General features: G+C 44.9%; 15 protein-coding genes, 1 pseudogene and 1 other annotated feature. Of the genes and pseudogenes, 9 read left to right on the plus strand and 7 right to left on the minus strand.

Annotation, left to right across the window (positions count from 1 at the left end; genetic code table 11):
• Positions 1–6: 6 nt before the first annotated feature.
• The gene (locus LACPH_RS13185; RefSeq protein WP_306387717.1) at positions 7–267 is read left to right on the plus strand and encodes a hypothetical protein; all 261 of its coding nucleotides are present in this window, start codon (positions 7–9) and stop codon (positions 265–267) included.
• A 521-nt stretch (positions 268–788) separates the two neighbouring features.
• Here the strand turns inward: LACPH_RS13185 and LACPH_RS13190 are convergent.
• The 7 genes and pseudogenes from LACPH_RS13190 to LACPH_RS13220 all read right to left on the minus strand — a co-directional run bounded on the left by LACPH_RS13190 (position 789) and on the right by LACPH_RS13220 (position 11,180).
• Positions 789–1,935: pseudogene (locus LACPH_RS13190) on the minus strand (trans-sulfuration enzyme family protein).
• Positions 1,936–1,983: 48 nt separating this feature from the next.
• Entirely contained in the window at positions 1,984–2,811 is an 828-nt protein-coding gene (locus tag LACPH_RS13195) for a transporter substrate-binding domain-containing protein (protein WP_274785220.1), read from the minus strand.
• Between the two features lie 84 nt (positions 2,812–2,895).
• Positions 2,896–3,136 (minus strand) — a binding site (T-box leader).
• Between the two features lie 68 nt (positions 3,137–3,204).
• The gene (locus LACPH_RS13200) at positions 3,205–4,650 is read right to left on the minus strand and encodes a glycoside hydrolase family 1 protein (RefSeq protein WP_274785229.1); all 1,446 of its coding nucleotides are present in this window, start codon (positions 4,648–4,650) and stop codon (positions 3,205–3,207) included.
• Between the two features lie 6 nt (positions 4,651–4,656).
• Complete coding sequence (locus LACPH_RS13205; protein WP_274785221.1) at positions 4,657–6,630, minus strand: beta-glucoside-specific PTS transporter subunit IIABC; 1,974 nt, start codon at positions 6,628–6,630, stop codon at positions 4,657–4,659.
• 90 nt (positions 6,631–6,720) lie between these two features.
• Complete coding sequence (gene licT / locus LACPH_RS13210) at positions 6,721–7,560, minus strand: BglG family transcription antiterminator LicT (RefSeq protein ID WP_087913045.1); 840 nt, start codon at positions 7,558–7,560, stop codon at positions 6,721–6,723.
• Positions 7,561–7,903: 343 nt separating this feature from the next.
• Positions 7,904–10,291, minus strand: coding sequence for a phosphoketolase family protein (locus LACPH_RS13215; RefSeq protein WP_306387056.1), 2,388 nt, complete (start codon positions 10,289–10,291; stop codon positions 7,904–7,906).
• A 127-nt stretch (positions 10,292–10,418) separates the two neighbouring features.
• Positions 10,419–11,180: a DeoR/GlpR family DNA-binding transcription regulator gene (locus LACPH_RS13220; RefSeq protein WP_087913057.1), complete on the minus strand. Its 762-nt coding sequence runs from the start codon at positions 11,178–11,180 to the stop codon at positions 10,419–10,421.
• 221 nt (positions 11,181–11,401) lie between these two features.
• On the opposite strand from LACPH_RS13220, the gene LACPH_RS13225 reads away from it, so the two are divergent.
• The 8 genes from LACPH_RS13225 (at position 11,402) to LACPH_RS13260 (ending at position 17,439) form a co-directional block, all read left to right on the plus strand.
• Entirely contained in the window at positions 11,402–12,493 is a 1,092-nt protein-coding gene (locus LACPH_RS13225; RefSeq protein ID WP_274785333.1) for a zinc-binding dehydrogenase, read from the plus strand.
• Positions 12,494–12,549: 56 nt separating this feature from the next.
• The gene (locus LACPH_RS13230) at positions 12,550–12,981 is read left to right on the plus strand and encodes a PTS sugar transporter subunit IIA (protein WP_274785332.1); all 432 of its coding nucleotides are present in this window, start codon (positions 12,550–12,552) and stop codon (positions 12,979–12,981) included.
• 13 nt (positions 12,982–12,994) lie between these two features.
• Positions 12,995–13,471 (plus strand): PTS sugar transporter subunit IIB, encoded by a 477-nt coding sequence (locus LACPH_RS13235; RefSeq protein WP_274785331.1) that lies wholly within the window; start codon positions 12,995–12,997, stop codon positions 13,469–13,471.
• A gap of 18 nt (positions 13,472–13,489) precedes the next feature.
• Complete coding sequence (locus LACPH_RS13240; protein WP_049172841.1) at positions 13,490–14,251, plus strand: PTS sugar transporter subunit IIC; 762 nt, start codon at positions 13,490–13,492, stop codon at positions 14,249–14,251.
• A complete protein-coding gene (locus tag LACPH_RS13245; RefSeq protein WP_049172842.1) occupies positions 14,248–15,126 on the plus strand; it encodes a PTS system mannose/fructose/sorbose family transporter subunit IID in 879 nt (292 codons plus the stop codon). The genes LACPH_RS13240 and LACPH_RS13245 overlap by 4 nt, the downstream gene beginning before the upstream one ends.
• 31 nt (positions 15,127–15,157) lie before the next feature.
• On the plus strand, positions 15,158–15,817 hold the full coding sequence (gene rpe / locus LACPH_RS13250) for a ribulose-phosphate 3-epimerase (protein WP_274785330.1): 660 nt from the start codon (positions 15,158–15,160) through the stop codon (positions 15,815–15,817).
• A gap of 49 nt (positions 15,818–15,866) precedes the next feature.
• Positions 15,867–16,472: a glycerol-3-phosphate responsive antiterminator gene (locus LACPH_RS13255; protein ID WP_274785329.1), complete on the plus strand. Its 606-nt coding sequence runs from the start codon at positions 15,867–15,869 to the stop codon at positions 16,470–16,472.
• 148 nt (positions 16,473–16,620) lie between these two features.
• A complete protein-coding gene (locus tag LACPH_RS13260) occupies positions 16,621–17,439 on the plus strand; it encodes a class I fructose-bisphosphate aldolase (protein WP_274785328.1) in 819 nt (272 codons plus the stop codon).
• Positions 17,440–17,443: the final 4 nt, after the last annotated feature.

A 17,443-nucleotide genomic window follows, 5' to 3' on the forward strand; every position in this document is an offset into this window, starting at 1 on the left:
GAGCACGTGCAGCCAGTGACCATTACGAATCTCGATCGGCTCTTAACCGCCTTGATTCAGGCGCGTCAACGCGGCGAACTGCAACAAACCGTGGTTGAACGTTTGCCTAGCGAACCAGGCGCCGATCACATCTTCGGCACCCGCACAGACAAAGGTGAATTCAAGCCGCTCATCCGCTTTCGGTTTGATCAGCAATTGCCTGACAACTATGCGGAGGCTCTCAAGCAGCATGGGTATCAGCTTGAGGTTTTGCATGAGAAGCACTAGGTATGACTAGGCATGAACCTGGTTGATGGCAGATTCTTAGTCTGGCAATCCTGGGTATAACGACTATGTATATAAAGAAACAGGTATTGTTACCGGCATTTCACTGCTGGTACGATACCTGTTTTTTCGATGCTTCAGTTCAGCATTTTTATTTCTCGCTCCGCCCCACTGCGCTGGTTGGCGGTAATCGCGCAGTTGTCGTCACCTACATGCCGGGGTAGTTGGGTCTCAGTGACCGTGCGAAAAAATAGCCGCTTCCCTGGCCGGGGAAGCGGCTATTGTGCCATCATGGCGATTTTTTTGATCAATCTTATGATATCAGAGCAGATACTCTTTGCACAAGCTTTTTTCAAGCGAAGATCAAATGTATTAAGGAGACCGTGATGCTTGCAGTCAATCACGGTCTGGTGATGATACGTCGAACTCTGACTACCTCATTTTTACACGAAGATGTTTATTTTTGCAATTATCCTGAATCTGGATCTTACCACAACGCTACACTTGCCATCAGCCAACACGCCTCACTCCACCTGCGCCAACGCCTGATCAAGATCCTCAATAAGATCCCGCACACTCTCCACACCGATCGCCAACCGAATAAGTTGCGGCGAAAGCCCACTTGCCTTGCGCGCGGCAACCGGCAACTCGGCGTGGGTCATCGTCCAAGGCAACTCTGCCAAACTGGCAACCGATCCTAGCGAAACCGCCAATGTAAATAATTTCAGATGATTCACAAAGCGATCCGCATCAACGTTATCGGCCAATTCAAACGACAAGACGCCTCCCGCTCCGTTGAGTTCCTCCTGCGCTATCTGATAATTCGGATCCTGTTTCAACCCAGGATAATGAACGCTTGAAACCAGCGGCGATGCCTCTAAGTGTTCGGCGATTGCCAGCGCATTTTGCTGTTCCCGATCCATGCGCAAACTCAGGGTTTCGATCCCGCGCCGAACCAAGTTAGCCGCTTCAGGCGCCAATGTTGGTCCCAATGCGTTCTGCAAATAGCCGACTTGTTGGCTCAACGCCGGTGTTCTGGTCACCACCAAGCCTGCCAAAACGTCGCTATGCCCACCTAAATATTTAGTAGCACTGTGAATCACGATATCCGCACCCAAATTCAGCGGCTGCTGAAGATACGGCGTCAAAAAGGTATTATCCACAATCGTCAAAAGGCCGTGCTCCTTAGCCAACGCGCTGACCTTTTTAACGCTCGTCACCTTTAGCAGCGGATTCGACAGCGTTTCAAAATAAATCGCGCGGGTATTCGGCTGAATGGCCGCTTTGATCGCATCCAGATCACGCGGTATCCACCGTTGTAAACGACAAGCCATGCTTGGTAAAATAATCGTTCAACAGACGATAAGTCCCGCCGTAAACCGAATCACCAATGATAATATGATCGTCGCGGTCAAAAATTGAAAAGACGGTTGAGATCGCCGCTAACCCGCTCGAAAACGCAAACCCCGCATCGCCATCTTCCAAATACGCAATTTCCTTTTCCAGATATTCACGGGTCGGATTGCCGCTTCGGGTATAATCCCAGCGCACCTTAGCGTCTGCCTGCGGGTAAGCAAAGGTGGTACTTTGATAAATCGGCGGCACAACTGCTCCGGTTTGGTTATCGCCAACGGGTATGCCATGGACAAGCTTGGTATTAAAATCTGTCATTGAAATCCTCCTGACTATAAAAGACGGTATCAAATTCAAGAACGGCGACTACTTGGTCGTAACATCCCCGCCAAAATACTTCTCGGAAAGTTTCTTAAGCGTGCCATCCGCGCGTAAATCGTGAATCGCCTGATTAATCGCTTTACGAAGCTTAGGCGTTTTCTTCGTCAACAAAGCCGACACTTCATCTGGCTTCTGTTGAGAATCGGGGACTGCTCTAAACTTCAACCCTTTAGTGCTATTGCTCTTAGCAAACGAATACCATGCGGCAGTGGAGTTGATCGTCGCGTCCGCCCGATTCTGGCGCAAAAGTCCCAGTGTTGTCGCAAAGTCACCTGACGGAAGGATCTTAGCAGCACCCAACTTCTTGGCCAAAACCTCATTACTCGTGCCGGTTCCTTCCACAACCGTCTTTCCTTTAATATCCGCCAACTTTGTAATCGTATTGGCCTTTGCCGTGGGCGTAATCAACGCATAACGCGAATAAATATACGGCGTTGAAAAATCATAAACCTTCTCCCGTTCCGGCGTCTTGGTAATATTGTTCAAAACGACATCGAACTTGTTCGCGCCCAAACCGGCAATCAGCGAATCCCATTTAGTCGGCACAAACTTCACTTTAACCCCAAGTTTCTTGGCAATATCACGGCTAAGATCGACTTCAAAACCCGCCAGCTCGCCATTCTTTCGATACGAAAACGGCGCATAAGTCCCTTCAAGCCCCACCGTTAACGTCTTATGATCCAAAAGTTCCTGTTTAACGTTACTCGTGCTACTGGAAGCTTGCTGACTACTGGTCTTCTGGCAGCCAACCAGAACCAAAAACAATCCCGCCAAAACAATGAAAAGATGAACCACTCGCTGCGTTCGTTTCATGAAAATCTCCTCCTATAGCCTTTTGCGACAACGCCATCATCAACCAAACAAAAACGCGGCCTATGTTATCCTTGCCGATCACTCGACAAGGACGACCATAAGCCGCGTTACCACCTTGATTAGACAAAATGTCTCACTCCGGATACATCAAAATCAATATCCTTACTTGTTAACGAAAGTTTCCGTTGCCGTCTTACCAACGTTCGACCGCAATCACACTTACAATACCAAGACCATATTCATCGCCAACTTCACATTGCCTTCCACCAACTGACAATTCTCTGTATTTCGGTTAGACGATTACTCATCTTGTCATGAAATATTAATTTAATTGTCAGCTTACGCGGAAATTTGGGTTTGTCAAGTAGAATGCCGTAGACTGAGTCATATTAACTACATCTTCTCACCATTAGTCGCAATGACCTGTTTATACCAGTCGAAAGATGCCTTCTTGTACCGCTTCAAGCTCCCTTGACCATCATCATCGAGATCAACGTAAATGAATCCATACCGTTTGGACATTTGCCCAGTTGTTGCACTGACTAGATCAATGCATCCCCATGGTGTGTATCCCATTAAGTCAACGCCATCATCAATCGCACCGGCCATGGCTTGGATATGCTGACGTAAATAATCGATCCGGTAATCATCCTGAACAAAATAATGCTCGTCTGGTTTATCAACAGCCCCTAAGCCATTTTCAACCACAAAGACAGGCTTTTGATAGCGGTAGTAGAGCTCGTTTAACGCAATCCGTAGACCAGTGGGATCAATTTGCCATCCCCAATCACTGGATTTTAAAAATGGATTAGCCACGCCACCAATGAGATTCCCATTAGCTTGAGGCTTATTCGTGTCAACAACATCAATGACCGTTGACATATAGTAGCTGAAGCCGATGTAATCAACCGGATTAGCCTTGAGCAATGCTAAGTCTGCATCAGTGATATCTAGATCTGACCAGTTGAACCCAAACGATTTCATTAATTGGCTCGAATATCCAGGATATTCACCGCGCACCTGCACATCGCCACAGAATTGATTGAAGGACTGATTATGTTTCAAAGTCGCCAGTTGGTTCTTCGGATTACTGTCAAAAGCATAGCTGGTGGCATACAGCAACATGCAACCAATCTGATTTGCCGAGTTCAATTCGTGGGCTTTAGAAACCGCATAAGCACCGGCAACAAATTGATTGTGCCAAGCTTGGAAAATATTTTGCTTGTCATGACTGCCATTACTTGGTGCCAGACCTTGACCCATGATCGGCATTGTCATGGCACTATTGATCTCATTAAAAGTCATCCAATAATGAACCCGGTCACTATAACGAGTCAGGACAGTGTCCGCGTAATGTTTAAAGAAATCAATCAGTTTTCGATTCTTCCATCCACCATACTGGGTAATTAGATGGAGCGGCATTTCATAGTGAGACAAGGTAATGACCGGTTGAATACCATAGCTCAGGCAGGTCGCGATAACGTCATCATAAAATGCCAGCCCTTTTTCATTTGGCGTTGCCTCATCTCCATTCGGGAAGATGCGACTCCATGCAATCGAGAAACGGTAGCATTTAAAGCCCATCTCCGCGAACAATGCAATGTCTTCCTTGTAATGGTGGTAATAATCAATGCCCTCGTGGTTAGGGTAACGATATTGATCAGCATGGATACGCCAATCAAAGTGCGGGTCGTTCACGATTGCAAAACGTTCCTCACCTCCAGGCAATACATCAGCAACAGATAAGCCTTTACCATCAACGTTATATGCCCCTTCAAGTTGATTGGCGGCGGTGGCACCGCCCCATAAAAAACCTTTTGGAAATTGAGTCATTGATATTCCTCCTTAAATGACGTAGAGAACTGGGTCTTGGGTTGAAACTTGAGTCTTATCGCTTGCAGTGACTTCGACAAAGTCTTTGGAGTTCGTTACAACCAGCGGCGTAGTGATGTCATATCCTGCCGCTTTGATGGCTTTCAGATCAGCATCCATTAACAATTGTCCTTGTTTGACACGGTCACCTTGACTGACATGAGCAGTAAATGGTTTGCCTTTCAAATCAACCGTATCCAAGCCAATATGAATTAGTAACTCGATCCCAGTGTCACTCTTTAAGCCAATGGCATGTTTGGTTGGAAAAACCGATTCAACTGTTCCATCAAAAGGCGCATAGAAGTGATCATCTTCGGGAATGATTCCGCAGCCTTTTCCTAACATCCCCTTTGCGAAAGTATCATCAGGAATACTTGTCATCGTGATCAATTCTCCCTGAACAGGGCTGTAAATTCGCTTGGTTGCCCGCACGCCTGAACTGACCGTTTCGGAATCCGTCGCAGTCTGGGCGGTAGTGTCATCAACACCTGCAACATCAGCAACACCTGCAAGAGCTAAAGCCGGTTCATTAGCCGCATGATTCATTTTTTGTCCTTTTACCGATGTTGTTGCTGATCCATCATTCCAGCCAAGCACTAACGTTAAAACAAAGGACAAAACAAACGACATCACTAAGGCAATCAGAGCAAACATGAAGTTCTGGTTTTGACCGTCACTCATGAATTGTGGTAAAGCCACAAAAGATGGGACAGCAAAGGCAAACGCCTTCAGGTGGACAAATCCCATGAATAATCCAGTAATGCCGCCCGCAATCATAGAAGCATAGAGAGGACGACGATACTTTAATGTGACCCCGTAAAGTGAAGGTTCAGTTACACCAGCCAATAAAGCAGAGATACTGGCGGCAGAAGCAACCTGACGGGTCTTTTTGTTCTTTGTTCGAATGGCGACGGCGAGACTTGCTGCGCCTTGACCAATATTAGCAGCCAACATCGCTGGCAAAATCAACGAGTCAGGTGTAGCAACTGAGGCGGCCAAGAAGATTGGTGCAAAAGCCCAGTGCATACCGGTCATGACGATCAACGGCATAAAGGCCGCCATTAGAGCCATCGCTAACCAACCGACTTTGGATTGAATGAAGAGAATTGCGGCAGACAAACCTTGACCTGCAAATGATCCGATTGGTCCAATGACAATCAATGCTAAGAAGCCCATCACAAAAATCTCAAGCAACGGTAACGCGATGCTCTTGATCGAATTTGGAATGACCCGTTTGAGTCCACCTTCGATATATTTCATAGCCCACACAATCATCAAGATCGGGATGACAGAAGATGAATAATTGAATAGTGTCACCGGGATGCCGATGAAATGCACCGGTTTAGCCGCGTTGACCATCGCTAAGAAATTCGGATGGATCATGATGCCTGCAATTACCACTGCCAAGATCTGGGAGACCTTGAAGTAATTCGCAGCCGTATAGGCAAGCATAACGGGTAAGAAGTAAAACGGGGCGTCACCAAAAATAGTGAGGATCTTATATGTTTGACTACTGGTACTTAACATATGAAGCAGCGGAAGGAGAATGACAATGACCTTCATCATGCCCCCACCAATCAAAGCAGGAATCAAAGGCGACATGCACGAAGAAATAAAGTTGGCGAAAGTATCAAACAGGTTCGTGTGACCCTTAGCTTCATCTTCGGCTGAATCAGCCACGTTATCAGCGTCAGCTGCTTGAATACCACCTAAAGCCATAATCTTGTCATAATAAGTTCCGACTCCGTTGCCCATAATAACTTGATACTGACCGGACTGATGATTCACACCTAAGACCCCGGCAATATCTTTAACAGTCGCATCTGAAGCCTTCTGTTCGTCCTTTAAATAGAATCGTAGCCGTGTGACACAATGGGTCAACGACTTAATGTTTTGCTTGCCACCGACTGCTTTAACAATCGAGCGAGCTGTTTCAGAATAGTCCATGTTTGTTCTTCCTTTCCATATAAAAAGACCCAAACAAGCGAGAAAGATCCTCTCACTCATTTAGGTCATGCTCTTTGCTAAGATAACACCCTAAAGATTTTTAACTAGGCGACTAATGTGGACTGTCATGTACATCATTTCAGTATCCGTCACCTTAAATTGATACTTTTTCTGAATATAGGCTTGAATCTGCTTGCAGCAGGCGTAAGGACGAGGATAACGACGCTTGATGGTTTCGAGGAGATCTAAATCATCATCTTCATAATGTTGTCCTTCCAACAGACGTTGCGCGAAAAACTTCAAATGGGTAATAAACCGGTAATAAGCTAGTGAATTCTCGTCAAATTCGGTATTGAAGAAGTCCTTAACAATGCCTTCAACTTCCTTCATGATCTGGGTCACGTCATAGGCGCGATTTTGTTCAGCCCCATTGGAGACGTCCGCGTTGACAAAATGCAAGGCTATAAACGCCGCCTCATCGTCTTTCAAGGATACTCCCATCTCATCATTGACGATTTGAATTGCTTTTTGACCGACGGCATATTCGTCCGGATAAAACCGCTTAATATCCCACTTTAGCGGATTGCTTAGCTGAATGCCTTCTTTGGCCTGCTTAATCGTGTTATGCAGATGATCCGTCAAGTTAACGTAAATCGATTCACTATACTTTTTACCGGTGCGGATTTTCGCGTAATTGATGACCTTCTCCGCAATCATGATCTCATCCATCGGAACGTCAATTGCCAAGTCAGTGAACCGGTTCATTGTGTTGTGGTCTTTAAGAATAAAAGTTTTATCCACCAATTCCATATCAACTGGCGAGCCCTTTCGCTTACCAAAACACAAACCCTTACCCATTAACAAGACTGGGAGACCGTCGTGATTCTCAGATAAGCATGCATTGTTATTCAAAACACGTTCGATGATCACGACTGACTTCCTCCCTGCTAATGTTAATAAAAAGACTTACCCTAACGAAGGTCAAATAGACCCTTTAATTAGGATAAGTCATGCTCTTAACGATCGCACCTTATCAATAATCGATTAACTTATAAGTTAAATCTGAAACGGGTTACACATGCTCGCATAAAGCGATTACATTGCAACAACACAGTATATTTTACATTTTGTTGGCGGTTTGTCAACTAAGCTTTTCAGGTAGTATGTGGTAAATATTTAAAAGTTCGCGCAAAAGTTCTTTCTCGAATACACGCCCCCTCACACAAGAGGACGTGGTTTAGAATATTTCCCTATTTCCCAAGGAGGATGAAACTTACTTCAACGGTTCCCATTTCCATTCTTCGACTTCCGGCAGATCGGTCCCGGCTTCACGAATGAAGTCGTGGTGCTTCTGCAGGAGATCATCCATTTCCTGCATCAGATGAGCGCCTTTTTCGTTGAAATCTGGCACATCTAGGACGGCTTCCTTAACCAAGTGGAAGCGATCAAGGTCGTTACGTACCCGCATATCAAATGGGGTGGTGATGTCGCCTTCTTCACGATAACCGTGAACATGCAAGTTATGGTTATGACGATCGAAGAAGATGTCCTTGATCAGGTCGTCATAGCCGTGATAGGCGAAGATGACTGGTTTGTCTTTGGTGAAGTACATATCGAATTCGTCGTCGGACAAGCCACGTGGATCGTCTTTCTTCAGCTTAAGCAGATCGATGACATTGATGAAGCGAATCTTGAGGTCTGGCAAGGCCTTGTGCAGGATGGAGATGGCGGCCAAGCTTTCCAGCGTTGGTTCCGAACCGGCAGCCGCAATAACCAGATCCGGCTCAGCGCCTTGGTCGGTGCTGGCCCAATCGATGATGCCGAGGCCTTTTTCAACCAGATCCTTGGCTTCGGTGTCCGTAAACCACTGCGGACGCGGATGCTTGCTGGAAACGATCAGGTTAATCAGTTGTTTGGAATCAACGGCCTTGTCGAAGACCCGCACCAACGTGTTGGCATCGGCTGGCAGATAAGCGCGGATGTACTTGGTCTTCTTTTCTGCCAAGTGGCTGATGACGCCAGGATCCTGATGGGAATAACCGTTGTGATCCTGCTGGAACGCGGTGGAAGAAGCGATGACGTTCAAAGATGGTACATCAGCACGCCAGTCGGCTTCTTCATGGGCATTGCGTAACCACTTGAAGTGCTGGGTGAGCATGGAATCAACCACGCGCAGGAAGGATTCGTAGCTGGCAAAGAAGCCATAACGGCCGGTTAGGGTGTAAGCCTCTAACATGCCTTCATCCATGTGCTCGGAAAGCATCGAATCAATGATCCGGCCATGTGACGCTAACAGGGCATCATATGGCGGGTCAGTTGGTTCCATCCACTGCCGCTTCGTTGCTTCAAAGACCTTATTTAATCGATTAGACAGGGTTTCATCTGGTCCAAAACCGCGGAAGTTCTTGTTCTTATCATTGAGTTTGATCAGGTCACGAATGTAAGCGCCGAGCACCATCATGTCCTGCCCTTCAATAGCGCCATGATCCTTGTTGTCCAAAGCGTAATCAGATGGATTTGGCTTCTCCAGATGCTTGGCCAATTGACCACCGTTCGTCACCGGATTCATGGCCATGCGCTTGTCACCCTTAGGAATGATCGCCTTAATGTCAGCTTTCAGGGTGCCATCGTCATTAAACAATTCTTCCGGATGGTAGGACTTCAACCAATCAACGAGTTGATCGGCATGTTGCATATCGCCTTGGTCCACCGGAATTGGAATCTGATGGGCACGGAAGGAACCTTCGATCGGTTCGCCGTCCCATTCTTTCGGACCGGTCCAGCCTTTAGGAGCGCGGAAGACCAGCATCGGCCATGCCGGACGGCTTTCATCATCGTTATCCTTAGCGTTCTTCCGAATCGCCTGGATCTCTTCGATGATCTTGTCCATTTCGGCTGCCATGAGCACATGCATCTTAGCTGGATCCTTGCCTTCGACAAAATGCGGATCCCAACCCAAGCCTTTGAAGTAATCTTCCAGCTCTTCATGGGATTCCCGTGACAAAACGGTTGGGTTGGCAATCTTGAAGCCGTTCAGGTTCAAGATCGGCAAAACTGTCCCATCGGTCACTGGATTGAGAAACTTATTAACTTGCCAGGAAGTTGCCAACGGACCAGTTTCCGACTCGCCATCACCTACGCCAACCGCCGCAATCAAGCCTGGATTGTCCAGCACCGCGCCGGCACCATGAAGGATAGAGTAACCCAGCTCGCCGCCTTCGTGAATGGAACCCGGTGTCTTCGGATCGGCATGTGACGCCACCCCACCAGGGAACGAGAACTGTTTGAACAGCCGTTGTAAGCCCTGCGCGTTCTGTTCAATCTTTGGATACAGTTCCGAATAACTGCCATCCAAATAGGAGTTAGAGACCATCACCTGGCCGCCATGACCCGGACCTTCAATGTAAAACATGTTCAAGTTGTACTTGTTAATGACCCGATTCAAATGGGCGTAAATAAAGTTCTGACCCGAAATCGTTCCCCAGTGACCAATCGGATGCACTTTAACATCTGATGCCTTCAATGGCCGCTTCAACAGCGGGTTGTCTTTCAAGTAAAGCTGACCGACCGACAGGTAGTTAGCCGCCCGCCAATACTTATCGACTTCAGCCAAATATTCTTTCGACGAATAGTCGGTGGTTTTTTCAATTGTTTGGTCCATAATTGGCAATCTCCTTTGCTAAACTTTGCGTTTATTTGCATAGCAATAATACCACACAAGCAAAATTTTGAAACCCCTTTCAAAATTATTTTTAAGAATGACGATAAGGACACCGCCATTAACATTCTTAAACAATGACCTTTACACCGTGTTTTTCCATTGCCGAGATAGTCTCAGTGTTGAGACCTTTGTCAGACAAAATGACGTCGTAATCACTTATCGAAGCTGTTCTAAAGGGATTCATCTTAGTGAACTTCGAATGATCTGCCAGCAACACCTTTTTATGGCAATGCTGCATCATCTTTTTGTCCACCTCAATTTCAGAAAAATAATGATTTGTCACGCCACGACTGATGCTTACACCACCAGAACCAAAAAAGCCAATGTCGCAGAAGACACTGTCGATATTGGCAAGCGTCAAGGGGCCAGACAGTGAACCTTCAATACGACGAAGCCCTCCGCCGAGCAAGACCAGCTGAACCGACTCTGCATATCGTAGTTCCAGCAGAACATTAATTGATGTCGTGATAACAACGACATTCTTAAACTCATGTTCCTTGATTTCCTGAGCCACCAGTGCAGCAGTTGTGCCATTGCCTAAGAATACAGAATCACCCTCAGAAATGAGTTTGACAGCATTCCGGGCGATTGAGAGCTTTTCTTGGAAGTTCTCTTTGCGCCTCTGGTCATAAATCGTTTCATTTACGGGTTTATTCAGAACAGCCCCACCACGGATCACTTGTAGTTTCCCTTGGTTCCCTAGCTCGGCGATGTCTTTCCTAAGCGTTTCGCGCGAAACAGATAAGTCTTTCGCTAACTCAGAGATACGCACGCTTCCGTTACTGTTCAATTGTTTTAAAATACTTTGCTGCCGTTCAATATAATTCACCAAGATCGCCTCCAAATGTTGATTTAACTTGTCTAAGCACGCCCCAAAGTATAAGGCAATATTAACATTCCTAAACCTCGTTCGATACTTGATAAATCAAGGCATCGCGCCATTAATTTGCAAATTATGGCAAACATTCAAGTAGAAAAACATTGCAAAGTGCAAAACCTCGTGCTATAGTCCTTCTTGAAAACGGTTGCAAAAAGATGGAGGCTTATATCATGTTAAACAATGCAGTTAGAAGCAAGGAAATTACGTCGAAGTCCTACAGGTTATTGAATCCTGGAGATATTGAAGAGGTTATGTTAAAGCACGAACTAAAGCCTGGATTTGTCAATATTCAGCCACTAATGGCAAGCGTTTGCCATGCGGATGATCGCTACTTTGCTGGTAAAAGACGCCCAGAGGCATTGGCTAAAAAGCTACCTATGGCTTTGTTGCACGAGGGCATTGGGACAATTAAAGAAACAATGAGCGACAAATTCCAAAAAGGGCAGCGAGTTGTAATTGTCCCAAATGTTCCTGGTTATATGTTACGAGGGGAAAAAAAGAAAGATACAATCCCTGACAATTACAGTGTCGACTCAGTCTTTTTAAGTAGTGGTTATGACGGAATTGCGCAAAGTGACTTAGTGCAGCCGGATCGTGCGGTTGTCCCTCTCCCAGACAACATTCCAGATGAAATTGCAATTTTAACTGAGGTCAGCACCGTGGGGTATCACGCAACTAGTCATGTTGCGGATGCATTAGCAAAGCCAGACTGCCGTGTCGCGTTATTTGGTGATGGACCTGTTGGCTACATGGCAGCGGCCGTTTTGCATTACATTCGCGGCATTGATAAAGAACACCTGACTGTGTTCGGTGCAGTTCCTGACCGACTAAATGAATTTGACTTTGCTAACAAAGAATTGGTTACAGAGTATGATTTCGACCATGCTGGTGAACAATTTGATGTGATCTTCGAAGCAACGGGCGGAAACTTTAGCTCAAGTGCCATTAACGAAGGCATTAAAGTCATCAAACGAACAGGTAAATTTGTCTTAATGGGCGTTAGCGAAGATCTGGTTCCAATTGATACCCGAGATATTTTGGAAAAGGGTTTGACGTTCTATGGAACTAGCCGTTCGACAACACCTGACTTTGAAGAAGTCGTTAAAGCCATGAGTCAAAGTCAAGCATATCAAGACACGCTTCGTAAACTCTTGCCTCAAAAAGAAACGATTATCAGAAGCGCGTCCGATTTAAATAAAGCATTTGAGGCAATTGTTGCAAGTAAGGCTTGGTACAAAGCCGTTCTGAAATTTGAATGGTAACTGCTATATCTCAACTATGAACGGTGATGATTCTATGAAAGAAGGAAGTTGAAAATATGGTAGGTTTTGTCATTGCAACTCACGGAAAATTAGCGTCAGGGTTTCTGGACGCAGTGAAGTTAATTATTGGGGAACAAGAGAACATTGGCGAAATTGGTTTGTTCGAAGGCAATGATGTTTCCGAATTTGGATTGAAGCTGGAAAAATTGATCCGACAAGAAGATGAAGGTGACGGTGTCATTGTGTTCACTGATCTTTTTGCCGCTAGTCCGTATAATCAAGCAGCACTTTGCGCAAGTAGAATCAAGGATGTCAAAATCCAGCTGATCACAGGGGTCAATTTGCCGATGATTATTGAAGCAATCAATGCACGAATGATGGGGCAAAATATTGAACAGATCACGAATGCTGCATTTGAAACCGCTAAAGTTGGTATCAAAAACTTTTGGGATGAACTAAATGCACACACTTCGCAAACAAAACATTAAGGGGGGAATTATCATGTCACAGATCGTATTAGCACGTGTTGATGATCGCTTAATTCACGGCCAGGTCATGACTGCTTGGTTGCAGTATACGGAGGGTAATCACATTGTCATTATCGATGATGCCACAGCAAAGGATGATTTTCTAAAAAGCATTATGTCCATGTCAGTACCTCAAGGAATCAAGTTAGATGTCTTAAGCGTTGCCGAAGGACCAGATTTCCTAAAGGGGGAACACGGTAACGATAAGCTACTTTTACTAGCAAAAACTCCCAAAGCTTTCCTCGATTTGGTAAATGCAGGCGTCAAAATTGACAAAGTTGTTATTGGCGGTATGGGTGCAAATCCTCAAAGAAAAAAGTTTTATAAAAATATTTCCGCTTCAGACGACGAAAAAGCTATTATGCAAAAGCTAATTGATGCAGGCGTTGACGTCAAAATTCAAATTGTACCCAGCGATGGAGCAACTGATGTTAAAAACTTGTTGAAGTAAAAATGGAGGAATAGAGATATGACAATTCATCTCTGGCAAGCATTCCTGATTGGGGTTGTTTACTACCTTGGTCAGATGGGGACGCCTTGGGTTTCCCTAGCAGGCACTCACACTATCATGCGTCCCTTGGTAAACGGAGCTTTAGTTGGCTTGATTCTGGGCGATCCGGTTAAAGGAACAATCTACGGTGCCGCTATTCAGCTGCCTTTTCTAGCTTGGATTGGTGCCGGTGGTGCTGTCCCTATGGATACGGCATTAGCTGGTACGTTGGGTACCGCCCTTGGCATGGCATCCAACGTTTCCCCATCAGTCGCAATTACACTAGCCGTACCCATCAGCCTTGTTGGGACCATGATATGGGTTCTTCATATGACGGTGGATATTACTTTTGTTCACATGGCAGACAAGGCAGCAGAAGAAGGAAATTTGAAACGAATTGATTTCTTGCATGTATGGCCGCCTCAGATAACTATGTTTCTTTTTTCCGTCATTCCCGCTATGCTGGCAGCATATTTCGGTGCAGGACCGGTCAAACAGGTTATTGGTGGATTAGCTGGTACACCATTGCATGTATTAACAGTTATCGGTGGTATTTTACCTGCTCTAGGGATCGCGATGAACTTGCATGCAATGAGCAGCAAAGGAACTATTGTGTTCTTTCTTCTGGGATTCATGGTTGCCGTTTACTCAAAACTCGCAATTTTGCCAATCGCTATCTTTGCAGCAATCATAGCCTATATTTACACCCAGTTATTCCTGAAACGAGGTGAACAAGCATGAGTGAAGAAGACAAAAAAGAACAACTCGAAGAAAAAGAACTCCCCTCGGAAAAAAAGCCTAATGCAAAAAGATTAAGCAAGCGTGACGTGGTTAAGGCTTTTTGGCGGTGGACATTCTTCTCACACGCCAATTACAACTACGAACGTTTACAAGCTACTGGGGTGATTCATGCCCTTTCACCTATCTTTAAGAAATTATACGGCGATGATGAAGCAGAAATGAAAGCCGCTTTATTACGACACATGCAATTCTTCAACACCGAACCACACTTTGGCGGCTCCATTCTTGGCGTTACCATTGCGATGGAAGAGCAAAAAGCAAATGGTGCACCGATTACTGATGAAACCATCAACGGCCTGAAAACTGGTTTGATGGGACCCTTGGCGGGGATTGGTGACACACTTTGGCAAGGTACTTTAATTCCAATTTTGCTGTCATTTACTATTAGTTTTGCGGCAAAAGGAAATATTTTAATGGGACCCGTTCTTTTTGCCGTTTTGCACTTAGCGATTATCTGGTCCATCGGGTATCTTGCTTGGATGCAGGGCTATAACTTAGGTAAAGAAGGAATAGCGAAGATCTTACAGGGATCATTATTACCGACAGTGATGACTTATGCGCAAACATTAGGACCCATTGTCATTGGCGCACTGTCAGCAACCTTCGTTAAGATCTCCACTCCGGCGAAATTGCACTTGGGTAAAACCGTTATGAAGGTTCAAACCGGGATACTTGATAAACTGGTTCTCGGTTTACTCCCTATGGCTGTCACCCTACTCACCTACTATCTTTTGCGAAAAAAGTTCAAACCCACTACGGTATTATTAATACTTGTCGGAATCGGTGTCGTTGGCGGTTTATTCTGGATTATTTAGGATTAACCAGAATTATTCGGGGGAAAAGAAAATGTCAATTGAAATTGCGCCTTCAATATTAAGTGCTAACTTTTCAAATTTAATGCAGGATATCGATAAAGTTAAAGATTCTGGCATTCATATGCTTCATGTTGACGTAATGGACGGTCACTTTGTTCCCAACATTACTTTCGGTTCAAAGATGATTGCAGATCTCCACAAATCAACATCATTAAAGCTTGATTGCCATTTGATGATTGACAATCCCGATAAGTTTGCACCAGAATTTGCAAAGGCTGGTGGCGACGTCATCATGGTGCATTTAGAAGCATCAGTGCATATATACCGTGTTCTTCAGGAAATTAAGAATTTTGAAGCAAAAGCCGGACTGGTTTTGAATCCAGGAACACCGGTTGACGCTGCAAGGGAAGTGTTGCCACTTGTAGACCAAGTACTAATTATGACTGTTAACCCCGGATTCGGCGGGCAAAAGTTTATTCCTCAAATGGTCAATAAGGTTCAAGAATTGGCTGAGTTACGAGATAATTTAGGTTTGAAATTCAACATTGAAGTAGATGGGGGTATTAACGATATAACCATTAAGGATTGTGCGGCAGCCGGTGCTAATATTTTCGTTGCTGGTTCCTACGTCTTTGACACTAGTGATCCAATATCACAAGTCAATAAATTGTTAGCAGCCGTCGGTCAGTAAACAGTGGCTTGGGATAACAAAAACTTATCAAGGGACTTTGCCGTATGACGTGCATGGAGGTGATTTTGTTATTTTTGACACATCAATGGTCATTCCATCGTTGATAAATGGTCGTGATCTCAACTATGCATTGCGCGTGCCCTCAAAGGTTATTTTGCTATCTGGGGTTTCGATTGGAAATTTGAGAGAATTTGTCCATGCTATCCATGAACATCAAAAACAGGCAGTGGCGCATATCGATATCTTAGGCGGCTTTAAATCGGATGATATCGGCATGCATTTGCTGAAAAACTTGTATAAATTAGATGGTATTTTAAGTGCTAATGTTCGAGCACTTAGTCAAGGAAAACATTGGGGAATGACAACAATCTATCGGCTTCCTTTAATTGATTCACTTTCTTTGGCAAAGGCACACGATTTTTTAAAAAATTCTGACAGTTATGATGCTGTTCAAGTTTTGCCAGCCGTTGGTGCGATTGCTGAAGTTAAACGCATTAAACAAATGGTTACACACAAGCCGTTAATCGCAAGTGGCTTGTTAGAAACTCGTAACCAAGTTAAATTAGCGTTTTCGTCAGGCTATCAACTTATTGCAACTAGCCAGAAAGATTTGTGGTACCCACGAGCATCATCAGCGGCAGAAAAAGCTGACTAACAAAGACCTGTTGATGCGATTGATGAAACCATGTACCATCGATAGTTAAAACTAAAGATCTGCATAGAGCAACGTAAGGAGACGCTCAAGAATTCCTGTTTCAGGAGTTTTTGGGCGTTTTTGTAATGAAAGGACAAGGAAAACGATTATGAGCAAATTTAGGAGAATGAATCAAATATTCGCAGCAGATGGCAGAGCAGTTGTTGCTGCGTTAGATGGCTTTGCTTTTTCAATGACCACATCAGGTATTGACGACACGAGTTTACAAATTGACCAATTAGTTGATGCCGGTTTAGATACTGCCTTAGTCACGTACGGTCAAGCTAAGACTTATGAACATGAACTGTCTAAGGTAACAACTGTACTTCGTGTGGATGCAAATACTGAAATTTACGATTCATCAGTGCCTAACACACAACTCTTTTTCGATATTAAAGATGCGCTTAAACTCGGCGCATCAGGAGTCGTCTGTATGACATTTCCTGGTGCCTCAAAAAGAGAAGCTGATTCTCATCACATGCTGACCAAACTGGCGCATCAGTCAGCAAAGTGGAAAGTGCCAGTCATTGCAGAAGCTTTGCCGTTTGGCTATCCAGTTACTTCCCCAAAGTCAAATGATCCACATTATATTGCAACTGCCGTTCGACTGAGCGCAGAACTTGGTGCTGACATTATTAAGACACGATTTACAGGTACTGAAGAAGATGCCCTGATCACAGGAAGTACCAGTCAGCCTGTTCTAGCTTTAGGCGGTCCAAAGACTGACACACTAACTTACTTCAAGTTTGTCCAACATTGTATTGAGATCGGTGCCCGAGGTGTAGCTGTCGGTCGAAATATCACTCAGAGTCAGAGCCCAGTTGGAATAGTAGCTGGCTTGAATGCAATAGTTCATAACAATGCTGATGCAAACACGGCTTTCGAGATATTTAAAAACTACGAAAAAAAGAACAAAAAGGAAGGCTAAAATT

The sequence above is a fragment of the Lacticaseibacillus parahuelsenbergensis genome (genome assembly GCF_030770265.1).
Classification (GTDB): domain Bacteria; phylum Bacillota; class Bacilli; order Lactobacillales; family Lactobacillaceae; genus Lacticaseibacillus; species Lacticaseibacillus casei.